General features: G+C 61.8%; 15 protein-coding genes. 8 read left to right on the plus strand and 7 right to left on the minus strand.

Annotation, left to right across the window (positions count from 1 at the left end):
* Positions 1–116 precede the first annotated feature (116 nt).
* Entirely contained in the window at positions 117–998 is an 882-nt protein-coding gene (locus tag HMPREF3145_RS04040; protein WP_070421971.1) for a hypothetical protein, read from the minus strand.
* A 36-nt stretch (positions 999–1,034) separates the two neighbouring features.
* Here HMPREF3145_RS04040 and HMPREF3145_RS04045 point away from each other — a divergent pair, with 36 nt between their 5' ends.
* Positions 1,035–1,967: a Sir2 family NAD-dependent protein deacetylase gene (locus tag HMPREF3145_RS04045; RefSeq protein WP_070421972.1), complete on the plus strand. Its 933-nt coding sequence runs from the start codon at positions 1,035–1,037 to the stop codon at positions 1,965–1,967.
* Positions 1,964–3,103, plus strand: a complete 1,140-nt coding sequence (locus HMPREF3145_RS04050; protein WP_070421973.1) for a glycosyltransferase 87 family protein — start codon at positions 1,964–1,966, stop codon at positions 3,101–3,103. The genes HMPREF3145_RS04045 and HMPREF3145_RS04050 overlap by 4 nt, the downstream gene beginning before the upstream one ends.
* 764 nt (positions 3,104–3,867) lie before the next feature.
* On the opposite strand, the gene HMPREF3145_RS04060 is transcribed toward HMPREF3145_RS04050, so the two are convergent.
* Together HMPREF3145_RS04060 and HMPREF3145_RS04065 are read right to left on the minus strand one after the other, a co-directional pair.
* Positions 3,868–4,620, minus strand: a complete 753-nt coding sequence (locus tag HMPREF3145_RS04060; protein ID WP_083279375.1) for a hypothetical protein — start codon at positions 4,618–4,620, stop codon at positions 3,868–3,870.
* Positions 4,620–5,684, minus strand: a complete 1,065-nt coding sequence (locus tag HMPREF3145_RS04065) for an ROK family transcriptional regulator (protein ID WP_070421975.1) — start codon at positions 5,682–5,684, stop codon at positions 4,620–4,622. The genes HMPREF3145_RS04060 and HMPREF3145_RS04065 overlap by 1 nt, the downstream gene beginning before the upstream one ends.
* Positions 5,685–5,751: 67 nt before the next feature.
* On the opposite strand from HMPREF3145_RS04065, the gene HMPREF3145_RS04070 reads away from it, so the two are divergent.
* Entirely contained in the window at positions 5,752–7,383 is a 1,632-nt protein-coding gene (locus HMPREF3145_RS04070; protein WP_246817491.1) for a DUF885 domain-containing protein, read from the plus strand.
* On the opposite strand, the gene HMPREF3145_RS04075 is transcribed toward HMPREF3145_RS04070, so the two are convergent.
* Positions 7,380–8,399 (minus strand): AbrB family transcriptional regulator, encoded by a 1,020-nt coding sequence (locus HMPREF3145_RS04075; protein WP_141740806.1) that lies wholly within the window; start codon positions 8,397–8,399, stop codon positions 7,380–7,382. The genes HMPREF3145_RS04070 and HMPREF3145_RS04075 overlap by 4 nt on opposite strands.
* Before the next feature lie 18 nt (positions 8,400–8,417).
* Between HMPREF3145_RS04075 and HMPREF3145_RS04080 the strand changes: the two genes are divergently transcribed.
* Positions 8,418–9,167, plus strand: coding sequence for a TSUP family transporter (locus HMPREF3145_RS04080; RefSeq protein ID WP_070421978.1), 750 nt, complete (start codon positions 8,418–8,420; stop codon positions 9,165–9,167).
* Here the strand turns inward: HMPREF3145_RS04080 and HMPREF3145_RS04085 are convergent.
* Entirely contained in the window at positions 9,138–10,505 is a 1,368-nt protein-coding gene (locus HMPREF3145_RS04085; RefSeq protein WP_070421979.1) for a basic amino acid/polyamine antiporter, read from the minus strand. The genes HMPREF3145_RS04080 and HMPREF3145_RS04085 overlap by 30 nt on opposite strands.
* A gap of 88 nt (positions 10,506–10,593) precedes the next feature.
* On the opposite strand from HMPREF3145_RS04085, the gene HMPREF3145_RS04090 reads away from it, so the two are divergent.
* The gene (locus tag HMPREF3145_RS04090) at positions 10,594–11,238 is read left to right on the plus strand and encodes a Rib/alpha-like domain-containing protein (protein ID WP_070421980.1); all 645 of its coding nucleotides are present in this window, start codon (positions 10,594–10,596) and stop codon (positions 11,236–11,238) included.
* On the opposite strand, the gene HMPREF3145_RS04095 is transcribed toward HMPREF3145_RS04090, so the two are convergent.
* Positions 11,216–13,333, minus strand: coding sequence for an ATP-dependent RNA helicase (locus HMPREF3145_RS04095; RefSeq protein WP_070422028.1), 2,118 nt, complete (start codon positions 13,331–13,333; stop codon positions 11,216–11,218). The two genes, HMPREF3145_RS04090 and HMPREF3145_RS04095, sit on opposite strands and share 23 nt — an antisense overlap.
* A gap of 25 nt (positions 13,334–13,358) precedes the next feature.
* Here HMPREF3145_RS04095 and thpR point away from each other — a divergent pair, with 25 nt between their 5' ends.
* Positions 13,359–13,901 (plus strand): RNA 2',3'-cyclic phosphodiesterase, encoded by a 543-nt coding sequence (thpR, locus tag HMPREF3145_RS04100; protein WP_070421981.1) that lies wholly within the window; start codon positions 13,359–13,361, stop codon positions 13,899–13,901.
* A 1-nt stretch (position 13,902) separates the two neighbouring features.
* On the opposite strand, the gene HMPREF3145_RS04105 is transcribed toward thpR, so the two are convergent.
* Entirely contained in the window at positions 13,903–15,468 is a 1,566-nt protein-coding gene (locus HMPREF3145_RS04105; protein ID WP_141740808.1) for an HNH endonuclease signature motif containing protein, read from the minus strand.
* A gap of 160 nt (positions 15,469–15,628) precedes the next feature.
* On the opposite strand from HMPREF3145_RS04105, the gene HMPREF3145_RS04110 reads away from it, so the two are divergent.
* Both HMPREF3145_RS04110 and HMPREF3145_RS04115 read left to right on the plus strand, forming a co-directional pair.
* Complete coding sequence (locus HMPREF3145_RS04110) at positions 15,629–15,937, plus strand: alpha-ketoglutarate-dependent dioxygenase AlkB family protein (RefSeq protein ID WP_070421983.1); 309 nt, start codon at positions 15,629–15,631, stop codon at positions 15,935–15,937.
* 140 nt (positions 15,938–16,077) lie between these two features.
* Positions 16,078–16,656: a hypothetical protein gene (locus HMPREF3145_RS04115; protein ID WP_083279376.1), complete on the plus strand. Its 579-nt coding sequence runs from the start codon at positions 16,078–16,080 to the stop codon at positions 16,654–16,656.
* The last annotated feature ends 480 nt before the right edge of the window (positions 16,657–17,136 follow it).

Below are 17,136 nucleotides of genomic sequence, written 5' to 3' on the forward strand. Positions count from 1 at the left end.
CGATATGCGTAACCCCTGGTCACGGCGTTTTGCGGAAAATTGGCCGAAATTTCTGAAAACGCGCTGACCTGCACTTACGCATATCGAGCCCTGCATATGAACAAAACCCCGCACACCTAACGGCCAAGTTCGAGGCGCGCCCGCACCGCCCCGACGAACTCCTCGGGGTGCTCCTCCAGGTAGCGCGGCGCGTACCGGAGCAGGGGATGGCCGGCGTTGCCGAGGCGGTCGGCGCGCGTTTTCTCGTCGAGAAGTGCCTTGTGCGCAGGGCCGAAGGTGGTGTCGTCGTACTTCACGCGCCCATCGATCTCAACTCCCAACCAGCCGTTAATCAGCAGGTCAACGCGGTACCTCCACCGGGTGAGTGTGACGTTGGCGCGGACGTCGGTGATGCCGGCTTCGATGAGCAAAGCGCGCGCGTAGGCCTCGGGTGCGGATTCGGACAGGGTCGACGCGTGCTGCGCGGCCAGGCGGGCGGCGGGTTTGCCTGGGAAGCGCGGCTCAGTTTCGACGAGGTGCTGAAGCTGGGCCGGTGTGAAGCCACCGCGTTGGACGAGCCAGTCTGCGGCGACGAGTGCGTGGGTGAAGCCGTCGAGGCGGGCAATGTCCAGAAAGGTTTGCAATGGTGACGTAGTGGACATGGCTTCCCCGCGGCGGATCCGGGAGGCGGGGAGTGTGCGTTGCACGTAGCGTACGCCGGCGGGCCATGTTGAGCGCCGCGGCACCGACGGCAACACCAGCGCGACCTGGTCTAGCGGCGTGTTCACGACCCACATGTCGTTGAGGTACGCGGAGGCGCGACCGGTGATCACGGCGGCGTGGACGGCAAGGCCCGCGCAGTAGGCCCGGGCCCAGTGCTGCTGGTGGATCTTCAAGGCGTCGTACGAGCGGCGCGCCAGCGCGTGTGACGTGGACAGGCGAAGCAGGTCGCTGCTGAGATATGTCTGCCCTCGGACGTCGACAAGGTTGGTTCTGATTTCGGTTTTCCATTCCCCCATGCGGGAAATCCTAGGTGGTTTGTACACTGCCTGGCGATGGAAACTTTCTTCGACGACCCCGCGATTGCGATGGCGCATCGGTCCGCTGTGCGTTCGATTGAGCGGGTGGTCAAGGAAACGGCAACGCCGACCCCGAACGCGCAGCAACGCGTCATAGAACAGTTAAGGAACCCAAAAACGCTGGTCATCACGGGCGCGGGTGTGTCGACGGATTCGGGCATTCCCGACTATCGCTCCGAAACCGGCCGTTTGACCAAGGGCCGTCCGATGACGTTTCAGGAGTTCGCGCATTCGCCGCGTCAGGTGCGTCGGTATTGGGCGCGTGCGTTCGTCGGTATGCAGTTCATGCGGGCGGCGCGGCCAAACCGGACGCATTTTGCGCTTGCGGAGCTCGAGCAGGCCGGCCTGATTCGTGGCATTGTCACGCAAAACGTCGATGGACTGCACACACAGGCGGGCTCGCGAAACGTGATTGCGTTGCATGGCGATATGGAGCATGTGGTGTGCCTGGACTGCAATGTGTTGCATGAGCGATCGCTTATCGACGACCTCCTCACCGCCGCCAACCCCAACTACTTCAATTCTGTCGAGGTGGTCGGGACGATGATCAACCCGGACGGCGACGTGGAACTGCGCCAAGAGGACGTGGAGCGCTTCCGCATGATCACGTGCCCGAACTGTGGTTCGGAGCGCCTGAAGCCTAGCGTGGTCTACTTCGGCGAGAACGTGCCCAAGGCCACGCGAACACAGGCGGATCAGTGGCTGGCGGAGTCGACGGGTGTGGTTGCGATTGGCACGTCGCTTGCGGTGATGAGCGGCTACAAGTTCATTCTGGATGCGAAGAAGCAGGGCAAACCTACCGCTGTGATCAATGGCGGGCCGGGGCGTGCGGATACGAAGGTGGACACGCTGTGGCGCACCGACGTCGCTGACGCCATGGATGCGATCCTGGACGGGCTCGACTTGTGATTCTCCTGCTCATTGTTCTTGCAGTAGCGGTTTATCGTTACATCACTACGCCGTTGGAGACTGCGTTTTCCACCGCCTACCCAAGTGATCTCCACGTCTACGTGCTGGGCGGGCAGCAGGTGAAGGACCACCTGCCGCTCTATGCGCACGACCTGTTGCCGGGCTTGCCGTTTACGTATCCGCCGTTTGCGGGCGTGGTGTTTTCGTGGCTGCCAACCGAGGAGTGGTTCGGCGTCGCCTGGAAGTTGGCCAGTGTGGTGGTGTTGGCCGGGGTGGTGTGGGGGTCGTCGATAAGCAAGAAGCACGTGGTGCCGCTGGTGGCCTTTTTCGTGCTGTGCACGGAGCCGGTGCAGGGCACGCTGTACTTCGGGCAGGTGAACCTGCTGCTCATGGGGCTGGTGTGCCTGGATTTCCTGCCGAAGAACAGGTTGCCGGGCATCGGGACGGGCCTGGCTGCGGGGATCAAGCTCACGCCCGCGTTTTTCATCGTGTTGTTGATCTATCAGCGCAGGTGGGGAGCAACATTCGTTGCCGCGTTCACGTTTGTGTGCACTGCGGCGAGCGGGATGAACGTGGTGGACGCGCCGAACTTTTGGACGCGCGCGATCTTCAGCACGCAACGGATTGGGGTGGACGAGAATCCGGGGGCGCAGTCCATACGCCAAGTGCTGGCCCGCGCCGGGATGGATTCGACGCTGCTGTGGCTCACGCTGTGTGCCGCCGTGACCATCCTTGCGCTTCTTGCTTGTCGACGAGCCCCCGCACCCCTCGCCGTCTCCTTCATCGGCCTGACCGCGTGCCTGGTTAGTCCTTTTTCCTGGTACCACCACTGGGTATGGATCGTGCCGCTTGGCGTGTTCGTCTTCGAACGCTACGGCTCGGTGGCGCTCATGGTGCTGATGGCCCCGTACGCTTCGGTGGTGCTCTGGCCTGGCGCCCCGCAGTTCCTTTACATTGCCGTGCCAGTGCTCTTTATGGCGTGGTACGCGCTACCCTCGGGTTATGCGCATCCGTTTATACGCCGCAGCGACCGCGGCAGCCACAGCACTCGTCCTCGCCCCAGCAGCTTCCGCCGACCCGGCCCCCGTTACCGGCGTGGAACTCAACCAGCCGGCCGACCAGGTCATCGCGCTTGAGACGAAGTTCAACCTGACCAACGATGCGGAAACCGGCATCAGTGAACTGCGCAAGCTCCGCGGCGACATGTGGGACCAGAACGTGCCATACGACGGAAAAACGCTCCGCACGGTCGCTGCAGAACAGGGCCTGGATACCCGCGAGAAGTACGTCAACGCGGTGCAACTGGACACCGGCTACAACCTGATCGCGCTGCAGCGTGCGGTGGAGGCGGCGAAGAAGTTCGCGCACGTCCGCCCGTTCAACGCAACGTGTACGGACAACTGCGGCCCGGAGGACACCGCCACCATCGGCGGCAAAGGAGGCTGGGGCGCGAACCTGCACAGCACGGCTAACATGAGCCGCGCCATGCAGGGGTGGGGCTATGGCGAGCTGGCGGACCTGAAGCGTCTGAACGGCAAGTGGTCCGACGACAAGAACAGCATGACCGGCCACCTGCACACGTTCCTGAACCCCACCGTGACTCGTGTCGGTTTCGCCGGTGCGGTCACCGCTGAGGGCGAGGCATCGGCTGCGGTGGTGGGATACAAGCCGACCGACGTGGAATCCATGCCGCAGGGTTCCCAGAAGGTGGTTCTGCACCGTCCGGCGGATGGCAACGAAACCCCGAACACCACGCCGAAGAAGTTGGTCTTCGCGGGTGTCGGCGATAAGTCGCCGGACGACGTGCGCCGGACCGTGGGCATTGTGTTGACGGTGCTGTCGATCCTGGCCGCGATTGTGAAGTTCATCGAGCCGTACCTGCGCCCGATCGCCGATAAGTTTATGGGGCGATAGCCTCGGCGACTTGGTCGAGGGCATCCATGGTGTCCTCGTAGCTGCCGTCGGCGCTGCGCGCGCCGATGGCTACCCCAACGTGTTTGATCCAGCCGAGTTGGCGGGTGTGCCAGGAGCCGTCTTCCTTCACGTCTGACCAGCCGCCTTTGAACGGAACCCCCAACTGGCCGAGCCCGTAGGCCTGGTCTTCGGTGATGTTGCGCATGTCCGCCAGGACGGGTTGGGATTGGTCGCGGGTGCTTAAGTAGTGGGCATATTTCGCCTGGTCGGCGAACGTCCAGCTGGTGGTGCCAAACGCGCTGCGCACGTTGACGTGCGGCCCGGCTTTTTCGATTTCCTCGCCGACGAGTTTGGCGGCTTCGAGGTCGTCGCCCATGCAGTCCCATAGGGCGCGGGCGGAGTCGTTGTCGGACCATTCGATGGAGGCCTGGGTGAAGTCCGCGATGGTGGCGTGGTCGTATTCGCAGTGCCGTTCGGCGGCGCGTGCGATGGGGATTTTGATGGTGGACCAGGCCGGCAGGGTGTCCAGGGAGCCGGCTTTGGTGAGGGTGGTGCCGTCGTAAAGAGCGACGCCCACCTCGGTGTTTGTCGCCTCCTCAATCTTTGCGACGACCCCCTCAAGGCCCTCATACTGCTCCTGCGTCTGCGTCGGTACTGCCTCGGTCTGCAACGGCTCAACCGGAACTTCTGTGGAACAGCCGGCCAGCAGTAGCACGGCAACCCAGGCGACCTTGCGCATTACGCCCCCGCAACCGCCAGGGGCTCGCGAAGCACGTAATCCAACGCCACGGCGCGGGCGATGTCGCGCACCACATCCTTGTGGCTAGGGATCAGGCGCAGATCGATAGGGCCGGAGGTATGTTCGCGGACGGTGCGGGCGAAGGGGGCGGAGGCGAGGGGGTCGTCGATAAACGCACTGCCAGCAACAACCACGGTGTTGGGGCAGTGGTCGGAGCACAGCCCAGCCACGAGCGTGCCAAGGCCGCGGGCGCGGTTGTCGAGCGCGGAACGGGTTGCCTCCCCGGCGTCCTCCACCGCCTGGCGCAGGGTGCGGATCGTGGGCACATCGATGGCGTCCAGCAGGCCCTGGGTGGTCAGCTCGCCCTGCTCGACCTCGATGGGGTTGACCCCTTCGGGGCTGGAGATGGCGCAGGCGAGGGAGTCGTCGGCAAACAGCGCCATGACCGACGGGGTGTCCAGGTCTGCGGTGGATTGCATCTCAGAGCCGACAATCGCGCTGGAAATCGAGGTGACCTGCACCGGCACGGAGAACTGCTCGCGCATCTGATCGCCGATGTTTACCCCGTCCCAGCCGAGGTTGGGGGCGTAGACGTCGCCGCTGCCGCGCACCGTGCCGGATGTGGTCACGCCCACGGTGGCGAGCGGGCGGCCGACGCTGGTGGTCAGTTTGTTCAGGCCGGCCATGATGTGCTGGATGAAGTCGTCCTCGCTCATACGCGAGACCGGCAGGTCCACGTCCACGCTGCGCAGGGTGCGGCCCTTGAGGTCGAACAGGGCGATGTAGGTGGAGTCGGTGCCCACGGACACACCCGCGTGCGTTTCGGTGGTTTCGGCGAGTTCGAGGGGGATGGTGGGCCGTCCACGGCCTTGGGATTGGGTGAGGTCGTTGCGTTCGGTGACGTATCCGGCGTCGACAAGCGCCGCGATTGCGCGGGTGACAGTGGGCTGAGACAGGCCGGTCGCGCGGACGAGCTCGCTGCGGGAGGTGAGTTCCTGCAGGCGAATGAGGTGCAGGCATTTCGCCGCGGGGGTACGTGGACGAGAAAACGAAGCCCAAGCCATAATGAATATATTTACTGGATGGTGCGACGAATTGTCCATTTGGCCAGCTCCTATACAATCGCCCAGCATGAGCCAACCCATGCGCGAGCCGTCGCTTCTCGACGCCACCTGCGAGGATTTCGTTTACGACCTCGCAGCCATCTCTCCCACGCTGGCAACCCAAATTGGCATCGATGGCCACGACGGCGAATTGCAGGACTTTTCCCCCGAGTACTGGGACCGGGTCGCAGACCGCATGCGCGACCTCATCGCCGACGTTGACGCGTTGAACGACTCCACCGATGACTCCGACGACGAAGACGACTTCGACGACGTAGACAACCTCACAGCCGCCATCCTGCGCGACCGCCTGTGTATGAAGCTCGAGCTTCACCACCGCGGCGAGCTCCTGCGCCAGCTGAACAACATTGCCTCACCGATTCAGGAGATCCGCGACTCGTTCGCGCTGATGCCGCGCGTGACGGAGCAGGACTTCGACGCCATCGCCTCTCGCATGTCGCGCATCCCGGCAGCGCTCGCCGGCTACCGCGAATCCCTGGCAGAGGCTGCCTCTGCCGGCGATGTGGCATCCCACCGCCAGATTGACACCGTGATCAACCAGTGCGAGGCGCTGGGCGAAAGCGACTCCCAACTCGACGAACTGGGCCTCCCGCCGGAGTCCAAGATCGTCGAAGAGGCGAAGGCCTCGTTCACACAGATGGCCGACTGGCTCTCCACCGAACTCGGACCCAAGTCGCCCCACGACGATGCCGTGGGCCGCGAGCGCTACGAACTGTTCGCCGAACTTTTCCACGGCCGCAATGTGGACCTCGACGAGGGCTACGCCTGGGCGCAGGAGGAACTGAAGCGCACCGTCGATAAGCAGAAGCAGATCGCGCGCAAGCTTTACGACGACGACTCCGTCGCCGCCGCATACCGCCACCTGAACCAGGACGAACGTTACACCATCCACGGCACCGACAACCTCCTCGCCTGGATGAACAGCGTCAACGAAGACGTGGCCAACGTGTTCCCGATCCCCGAGGGCATGCCCCCGGTGGAGTGCGCCATCGACCGCGCCGGCTCCGGCGGTATCTTCTACACCCCGCCAAGCGACGACATGATCCGCCCCGGCACCATGTGGTGGTCCGTCCCAGAAGGCCAGGAGACGTTCCACACCTGGCAGGAGTTGACCACCGTGTTCCACGAGGGCATCCCGGGCCACCACCTGCAGCACGCCTACGCCCTGCTCAACCGCGGTGAACTGAACATTTGGCGACGCTCCGTCTGCTGGAACTCCGCCCACGGCGAAGGTTGGGCGCTCTACGCCGAGCACCTCATGGACGGCTACCGCGAAGACCTCGGCTACCGCATGGGTCTGCTCGACTCCATGCGTCTGCGCCTCGCGCGCGTGATGGTGGACATCGGCGTACACCTGAAGAAGACCACCCCGGAAGGCACCGGCGTGTGGGACGCCCAGTACGCCAAGGCCTTCCTGCGCGACAACACCGCCATGGCGGAAGCCAACCTGGTCTTCGAGCTGGACCGTTACATGGGCTGGCCGGGCCAAGCCCCGTCGTATGCCCTGGGTTTCAAGGACTGGATCGACCTGCGCGACCAGGCTCTCAGCCGCGGCATGACCCAGGACGAGTTCCACACGAAGGCGCTGAGCCTGGGCTCAATGCCGATGGATATCCTGGCCCACGCGATCCTGCACTAGTCGTCTCGCTCGATTCGTTTCAGGATTCGGGGGACGAACCCGGCGAAGATCAACACGCAGATCAGCCGGATGAGCTGCAGTGCTACCACGGCGGGTCCGGCCCCGCCTTCTGCGGATAGGGCGAGCGCGGTCTCGAGCGCGCCGGGTGTGGTGGCGAGGTAGCCCTCGTAGAGGGTCAGACCCAGCCACTTGGCTACTACCCACCCGATGCCCGCACAGAACACCATGAGACCGACGATGTAGGCCATCGTCGCCGGCAGCAGTTTGGAAAACGCCTTCAACGCCGGCACGGACAGGCCGCCGCCGCACATCCAGCCAAGCGCTAGGAATGCCGTAATGCTCAGTGGTTCCGGGGGAACAATGGTGAAGTCCGCGAACGACCCAACCAGTACCGTGACCAGCATCGGCCCGAAAATGGACGGGTTGGGCAGCCGAGAAACCTTGCCGAGTGGAATTCCCACCCCGATCAGTGCCGGCACCAGCAACCACATCCACCAATAGGGCTTGAGGTGCATGACTTCGCCGGCGGCGGGCGCATCCAAAAATGACACCACCACTGGCAGTGTTATCGACACCGTCAGCAACCGCAGGTACTGGCTCAGGCTGACGTAGCGCATGTCCGCCCCTAGGTCTCGCGCGAGCGCCGGCATCAGCGACGCCCCACCAGGCAGCAGCGACAGCACTCCCGTCTTCCTGGAAACGCCATGGTTCGCCAACACCAAACCACCGAAGAACGCCACCGCAATCACCAACACCGCCGCGATGAGGCCAGGGACCAAGAACGGCAGCAAATCACCCGGTGGAATACCTACCAGCGGCAGCGCCGCCACCACGCCAATCACACCGCGGGCGAGGGTGAACAGGTGTTCGTTGATCCGCAGGTCACGCTCAGTGACAATCGCGACCGTTCCTGCACCAACGATGCCGGCGAGAATCCATGCGGCCGGCACGTGAAGGTAGGTGAACACGAGACCGCACAGCACCGACAGCGGGGCAGCGACGATCCAACGGTTCATGTGGTGCATAGTAGTCGTATGCTCGCCTTCCTTATCGCTGCCTCAGCGTTCGCCGGTTGGATCGATGCGGTGATCGGCGGCGGCGGCCTCGTGCTCATCCCGATACTCATGGCGACGACCGGCATGCCCGCCGCATCCGTGCTCGCCACCAACAAGGTCGCAGCGATCAGTGGCACCGCATCGGCCGCAGTGTCGCTCGTGCGTCGCGTTGGGGTGCCCAAGTTCACGTGGATTTATGCCCTCATCGCAGGCATTTCCGCCGCGCTTGGAGCGACTGCAGTTTCGCTTATCGACGACTCCATCGCCAACCCGATCATCATCACCCTCCTGATCGCCGTCGGCATCTTCGTGGCGGTCAAACCCACGTTTGGGACGACCGGTAAGAGAAGGGTGTCGTCGATAAGAATTGCTCTGGGAATCGCAGCCGCCGCACTGATCGGCGCCTACGACGGCATCTTCGGCCCGGGCACTGGCATGTTTTTGATCATGGCGTTCACCGCCATTTTCACGCAGCAGTTTCTCCAGTCGGCGGCGATGGCCAAAGTGGTCAACACCGCCACGAATCTCGGCGCGCTGATTGTCTTTGGCGTGGGTGGCTACATCGATTGGAAACTGGCGCTGATCTTGGCGGTGGCCAACGTGATCGGCGCGCAGATCGGCACGAGAACGGTGCTCAAGGGCGGCTCCAAACTGGTGCGCGTCGCCCTGCTCATCCTCGTGGTGGTGCTGTGCGTGAAACTACTCAAGGACCAGGGAGCCATTGGCTAGGCCATAAATGGCCGCAACCGCGCCGACCAGCACCAACGCCACAACGAACCACTCAAAGGTGTTGAAGGAACGCTCGTTGTTGGCGCGCCGGGTAGCCACGTACGGCACCATGCCCGGCACCACCGCCAGCGCGCCCAACAGCACGTATACCGGGTCCGCCGCGTAAATCAGCCATAGTGAGTACACCGAACCGATCAACCCCACCACCAGGTGAACGTGATGATCACGCGCGATGAGCACCAGGTAGATAGAGGAGAAGATGTAGGGCAGCAGGTACATGATCGTGGCCAACTGCACCATGCCGTTGTACGACGCCGCCGAGACAAAGAACACGACCACGAACAACTGGATCACGATGGTGGACAGAACCTGGGCGTTCTTGGTCGTCGCCAATCGCTTGGGCAACAACCCATCGCGGGCCATCATCACAATCGGCTCGGCGCACAGCATTTGCCACGACACGTACGCACCCAGCACCGACAAGCACAGACCGATAGAGACCAGCGCGCCACCCCACGGGCCGACAACTGCCTCAAGCACGGCACCCATCGAGTTGTCCGGCAGCGCCGCCAACTCTTCCTGGCTGAGCACACCGTAGGACAGGGTGGACACCGCCACGAGCAGGGCCAACACCGACAGGAAGCCGATGATGGTCGCACGGCCCACATCGCTGCGGCGGCGAGCCTGCTTGGAGTACACCGACGCGCCCTCGATACCGATGAACACCCACACCGTGTACAGCATGATGCCCTTCAACTGAGCGCTAAACGGTGCGCTGTTGGCGTTGCCCCAGAAGTCGGTGGTGAAGCGGTCCCACGAGAACCCTAGGAACGCCACCAGCACAATAAACGCCAGGATGGGTACGAGTTTTGCCACGGTGGTGACCACGTTCATCACCGCCGCCTGCTTCAGGCCGCGCGTCAGCCCCCACAGGATCAGCCAGCTCATTGCGGAGACTGCAAGCGCCAACACCCAGCGGTTCTGCAGCACCGGCACATAGTGGCTCAGTGTGCCGAAGAACAAGGTGGCATACCCAACCTGGGCCATCACCGAGCCGAGCCAGTAGCCCCAACCTGCGGTAAATCCGATGAAGTCACCCAAGCCGGCGCGCACGTAGGCGTACACGCCGGAGTCCAGGTGGGGTTTCCTCACCGCCAGGATCTGGAACACGAAAGCAATGGACAACATGCCGACACCGGCAATTGCCCAACCAACAAGCATCGCTCCGGGGCTCGCGACCGAGCCGATGTTTTGGGGGAGCGCGAAAATGCCGGAACCAATGGTCGATCCGATGATGAGGGAGACCAGCGTCCAGACCGAAACGGTGCGCTTTGTCATGGCGACTAACACTACCCCAGGGGTTGTCTACTACAATCATCAATCGATACAGAACGTTTAAAGCATAAACAACTGAGGGAGGCGGCAAATGCGCAAGAAAATTGCGGCAATGACATGTGCCATTGCACTGTCGTTGGCAACCGTTTCCCCAGCGTATGCCGATGACGGATACAAACAAACAGCAGTCGTGCCGGGCCTGACCGCCACCATCGAGGCACCCCTGCCCATCGGCGAAGCCTGGTACGAAGCCGAAGACTTACCGCGTTGGGCAACCTTGAACCCCGACGGTTCCATCCACCTCACGCCGGGGGAGGGGGTTACCCCCGGTGTGTACGAGTGGCCCGTCCGCGCAGTGCTTGCCGACGAGACCGAGCGAGTCTTCCCCGTCCGCGTCACCATCAGCAAGGACGCTTCGACCGACCTCAACCAGGAAGGCGCGATCCTCGACGCACTCGTCGAATACGCCCCCGAGGTCTCCCCGAAGTGCTCCGCTACCGCCATCGGCGTCGGCCTGCCACTGCTCGTGCTGCTGCCGCTTGGGTTCGCTTCCCAGATGAGCCTGCCGCTGGTCGCGCGTCAGAACGACCTCAACCTGGTCGTCGAGAACGCCCTGAGCGTCGATCTGAAACTTCGGGACCTCAACTCCCGCGACGTTGACCTCGGCATCGCCGCCATCCTCGCCGTCGCAGGCCTCGCCGGCGCAGGCGCGATTATTTCCCAGTGTGTGAAGTAGGGTCCTCCGGCCACGCATGCTTGGGGTAGCGGCCCCGCATCTCCTTGCGCACCTGCTGGTACGGCCCCGCCCAAAAACTGTCCAGGTCATCCGTCACCGCCAGCGGCCTACCCGCAGGCGACAGCAGGTGGTACAGCACCTTCACACCCGCGACTGTTTGGCCGTTTTTGCCAAACATGTGCTGCAGTTTCACCCGCTTCACCGGCCTGCCAGACGCATACTCAAACTCCTTCGGCGCCACCTGGTCCAACTCCGCAACCTGCTTCCAATCCAGTTGCCGCAACATCGCCGCCCGCATATCGCAATTGCCTATCGACGACCCCCTCGCCACCTCGGAAACCTCAACCGAATAGTCCCCTTCGCTCACATCCGGCCACCCAAGGGTGGCGTGCAGGAAGTCCAGCCGTTCCTTCAGGTGCTGCTCCTTGTCGGTGAGCGGGAAGTCCTCAAACCGCAGGTGGGTGAGCGCTTCCGCTGCCTCGTCCGGGTCCAGTTTGATCGGGGTGGAGGAGAGCTCAATCGCACCGACGGAGGTGACGAGCCGGCCGCGTACCTTGTCGTCGACAAGCATTGCTCTCTTGGTCTCGACCACTCTGTCCTGCGGAAACGCGATCGGTTCGGCATCTCGGATGATCACCTGTGTCGGTGTGCGCTGGATCTCCGCTGCCGCGATCCACTCACTATGCGAGTTGAACTTCGCGCGCGTGCCCGACGCCAACAGGTACTCGCCCTCGCCGACCTTCTTCGCAATCCATTGCGGAAACGCCGCCGCAATCACCTCGCCGGGGTCCGCCGGGCCTTTGTCGTCGACAAGCCTGCGCAGCCGCTTCGTATCCACCTCACCAGCAAGCCGCGCGATCGTGCCCGCCGCCTGCGAACCGAACGTCAACAGTGCCGCGCCCAGCCGCGGATCCAGCGGGAAACTGGCCAACCTCTTGCCAAAGCTGGTGATCTTCCCGTTGCTTAGCGCCCCAATCGCCTCCAGATTCTGCTCCGCCTCCGTGTAGTCCTTCGGCTGATCCAACAGCGGCAGGTCCGGCGACGCCCACGCCTTCATAGTCAGCAACGCACCCGTCAGATCCGCCGTGAGGATCTCGGGTGTGATGTCCGCCTGGAAGTTGGCGTAATCGTCGCGCGAAAACACCCGCACAACCTCACCCAGCCCGAGCCTGCCCGCACGACCCGCACGCTGATCCGCACTCGTCTTCGCCTCCGACACCGTAACCAGGCCAGTCATGCCCCTGTTATCTCTCTTGGGCACCCTGGACAGTCCGGCGTCCACCACCTTGCGCACGCCCGGCACAGTTATCGACGACTCCGCCACCGACGTCGCCACAACCACCCTCGCCGGCCCATTTAGCGCCTCATCCTGCTCCTTGCTGCTCTGCCTCCCATGGAGGGGGACCGCATCGTCCAGGAACCCGCACACCAAATCCACCTCGCGCACACCCGGCACAAATACCAAGGTCCGCTCCGTGCCGTGCGTCTGTTGCGCCACGTGTTTGTAGAACTCGCGCGTTCCCCGGATCCTGTCCGGATGGGGCGCATAGGTGATGTCCAGTGGGTGCGTCACCGCTTCCGTGGACAGGACCTGCGCGCCCATATGGTCGGCAAACTTCTGTGCGTCCAGGGTGGCGGACATGGCGGTGAGGTAGAGGTCGTCGCGAAGCAACGCCACCTCCATACACATCGCCAACACCAAATCCGTGTCCAGTTGGCGCTCGTGCACCTCGTCGATCACCACCGCACCGACCCCCTCCAAACCGGGGTCCTTGAGCAGGCGATTCAACAACACCCCGGGGGTTACGAACTCCACCTCGGAGCCATCCTTGTGCTCTCCGCGGATGGAGTAGCCGACTTTGGTGCCGAGAGGCGTGCCGTCGAGAAACGCAAGCCTCCTCGCCGCCGACCGCACCGCCACCCTCCTTGGCGCCGTGACCAGCGTCTTTCCTGCAATGTTTGCGATCGCCGGCGGGATCAACGTCGTCTTGCCCGTCCCCGGTGGCGCTTCCACCACAAGGGGACCGTGGTGGGGGATCTTGTCCACGACTTGCGACACCGGAAGGTCGCGGCCGATTTTCGCCAGGTCGAACATGGCAATCCAGGGTAGCGTGTGGGCCATGAGACGCCTCTTCGCAGCGATCGTCCCACCCGACGAAGTCCGCGAACACCTCATCACCGCTCTGCGCCCCATCCGGGATTTCTCCGGCACCGAAGTGCGCTGGTCTGACCCCGACAATTGGCACATCACGCTGGCGTTTTACGGCAACCAGCCCAACGATGCTGCCCTGGTCACGGACCATCTCTCCCAAGCCACCGCCTTCACTAGACCCTTGCGGCTCCACCTTCGCGGCGCCGGTTGCTTCGAGCGCCGCACCATGTGGATCGGTGTCGGCGGTGACAAAGCGCCCCTGAAAGACCTCATGGCGGACTGCCAACTCGACCCAGATGCGCGCCGCCGCCAACGCGCGCACCTCACCGTCGCCCGCACCGGCACGCGAACTCGGGACCCATTGCTTCTCGACGACCACGCCCACGCCCTCGCCATCTACACCGGCCCAGAATTCGCCGTCGACGAAGTCCTCCTGTTCGAGTCCCACCTGGGCAAGGGCAGAAGTGGCGGCCCGCAATACGACGTGGTGGACAGGTTCTACCTGCGGTGATCTACGTGGCCAGCCCAAAGTTGTCCCCATCGATATCAAGCACCAGGTTTTTAAGGTCATCAAATCTGAATCTGTGAGCGAAGTAAGGCAGATCAATCTTTGGTTGTTCGTGGAACGGGTTTTCCTCTGGGTAGTAGTCTTCCGGGTCCGGGAACGGCGGTTCCTCGTCGTCCGGTTCTGGAGGGAGTGGCTCTTCCCACGGCATTTCGGGTGCGAATGGGAATTCCATGTTGTATTCCTGCTCGAGTTCTTCGATCGCGGTGGTGGCTGCTTCTTCGTCGAGGGTGTCGTCGAAAATGTCCAGGATTCGGTGGCCTTTGGCGTAGAACTCGGCGGCCCGGGCACGGTTTTTACGTACGTTGGCCAGGCTGGACTTCCACCGCGGGTTCGTCGGAGTGACTTGCTCGTGGAGGAGGCCTTCCGGCGTGCAGATTTCGTATGTTCCGTCCTCGAAAAGCCAGACGATGTCACCGGTGACCGGATCGGGAATGTAGAACCCGCGACGATCCGTTTTCAGATTGTGGTGGTGCTGGCATAGTGCAAACAGGTTCTCCACTGCGGTTTCGCCACCTTCGCCGTAAGGGATGCGGTGGTCGAGCTGGCACTGCTGAGCGGCGCGGTTACAGCCAGGGTAAATGCAGGTGCCGTCACGGGCGATGACAGCGTGACGCATCGCCTCGTTCGGGGCGTAGCCACCTAGTTTCTGTACGGCTGCTGCGTCGAGGTCGCGTTCGACGTGGTCGGTGGACGCCAACCAGTCTTCGAAGGCTGCGGTGGTTTCAGCATCGGTCCAACCCAAACCTGGCAGAAAAACCGGGTCGCCTTCCTCGCGGTCTTTCGGGCTGTACACGTTGAGCACCGGTGTGACGGATGTGCCGGCGATTTCACCACACAGCAACTTCAAAGCGGCTTCGGGCATGCTGATGCCATGTTCGCGGGCGACAGCCTTCACACTTGCGCCGACGCGACCTGCGGCGATTGGGTTGGTGAATATCTCTATCGACGCGCGGTCCTCTCCACCGAATGAGAAGCAGTCGATCCGGAACGTGTCGCTAGTGTCCTTTTCGCGTTCATCGCGCTTCTTTGCGTTGTACCCGCGCGACTTGTCCAGGCGTTTAATTGCAGCGCGGATGCGGTCGGTGACCGTCTTGCGTTGCGGAACCTGCTGGTTGTTGCGCTTGGGGGTGAAGGTGTCAACCAGGATCTCGTCGATAAGCGCGAGTGCTTCCTCGTCTGGATCTGGGCCGAGCTCCTCGATCGCGGTATATGTAGCGGTCAGGTGGCCGATGTCCATCACCCGTGTGTTGCTCTGTAGCGCGCGAAGCCGTGGAAGTTCTTGTAGGACTGCATGTCCGAGGATCGCGTTCTTTACAAACCCCTTGTTCCAACTGGTGGCCGATTGCACCTTCTCAACAGTGAGGTCGAAATCATCCACCTCGAGGCCCGGATATGCGTACTCGCCGAACATTGTCCAGTAAATATCGCGAATCATTTGAGCGTTTCGGCTGTCTGGATCATCTGGTCGCTGACTGCGGAAAATTTTCGGTGGTGCGGTTGCCGTTGTCATGGTCCCCCCTTTCGTCTATGGTGCTATAGTATCGAACAAACAAGCGATACGCAAGGGGGTATAACGGAATAATGAAGAATAAAGAGTTCAGGTGTTCGAACATCCTGGGTGGCTATTTTGAAGATCATATAAAACGGCCACGACACGGTATGTTGGGCAGATGCTTTTCGACGCCACCGTGATCCCGCGCAAGCCACACCAGGTGATGCCTGGGGTGGTGCATCTACCTGCGTTTTTCACCTCTGATGAGCAGCGGGAAATTATCGAACAAGCGCGCGAATTAGCGAGGTCGGTTGCCGGCACGCCGGTGGCGATGCGCCAACCACGGGTAGGCAAAGGGAAGATGGATGCGTGGATGCTGTCGCTCGGGTGGTTCTGGGCGAATTCTTTAACCACTGATCTATTTCCCACCACTCCCTGGGGCGCCAACGGCGACAGCGTCAAGTTGTTTTTGAGCCGAAAAGATTAAGGCGCTCCAAAAAGGAGTGCAACCTTTGGAACCACTGTGGATACTAAAGTTCCAGAAGTGATCTGAACTATTGCCCTTTCTGCAGGTAGGCGGTTAGTTTCAAAAGTGTCTCCAATCCAGTCCACCACTAGAGAGGTACTATGTTTTTTCACCGTAATCGTGTCCTCGCAGGGGCAGTCACGCTGACCATTGCATGCTCGGTCGCGTCAGTGTCAGCCGCGTACGCTACTCCGTCACCCACCGACGCCCCCTCTATCAGCACTCAAAAGAGCAATGGTAAAGGGATTTCCACGAAGCATGCAGCGGGCACCAGCACTGAATTTGACCCTGCATTTGCCGAACAGGCACAGCAAATGGAAGCCGACCTGAAAACCATCATGTCTATTCCAGATGAAGTCCTCCTTCAAGGCGATGCTGCTACTCAAACATGGGTCCAGCAAAACCTTGTGACAGGGACACCGGGGGTAACTACTTACGCCAGTGTTCTTGGGTGTACTGGGGCAATTACGGGGATGATCGCAGGTAATTTGGTTGGAGCCGCCAAACTTCTCAAGATAAAGCGCTATATCAAAGAACTTGGAGGAGTGGCGGAAGCCGTTCGCGTCATGTGGGGGGCGAGCTTCAGCTACGAGAAGCTGCAAGCTCTCGGTGGAGCTGTCGGTGCACTCGCGGCGGAGCTCGTAGGAATCGCTGGCGTGCAGGAAAAGTGCTTCGACTAGCGCACGCATGTAGCAATAGTTGCACAAGAGGAAGATATGCTCGAAAAACTAGAGTACATAGGGTCTTGTTTGTCAATTGGGGCGGCAGTAGTGGCCATCGTTACGGGGCAGTTCGTCTTAGCGCTTGTTCTCGCAATCATCGGAGTGTGGGGACTAAAGCCAAACAGAAACCTCTCGAAGGCCCAAGAAATCGATTCGAGCCTACCCATCCCCTCAGCGTCTGCAATCAAGCAGTTCCGACAAGACAATCCGGACTTCTCGCTCACTGAATCAATTGTTGAGCTGCAGAAACGAGATGCTAAAAATGGAAAATGCGACCCTATCTAGTTTGCTTATCTTGGGAAAGTTTTACCCCGAAGCTGGCAAATTCCCTGGTTCGGGTACTGCTGGTCGTTGTCCCCCTTTTTGTTGAGGCTCTGGGATGGTGCCAAACAGATAAAACATGGACAGCGCCCCAAGCAAAAATAGAAATCAAGGCAA

It is taken from the genome of Corynebacterium sp. HMSC05C01 (assembly GCF_001807155.1).
GTDB classification, from domain to species: Bacteria; Actinomycetota; Actinomycetes; order Mycobacteriales; family Mycobacteriaceae; genus Corynebacterium; species Corynebacterium coyleae.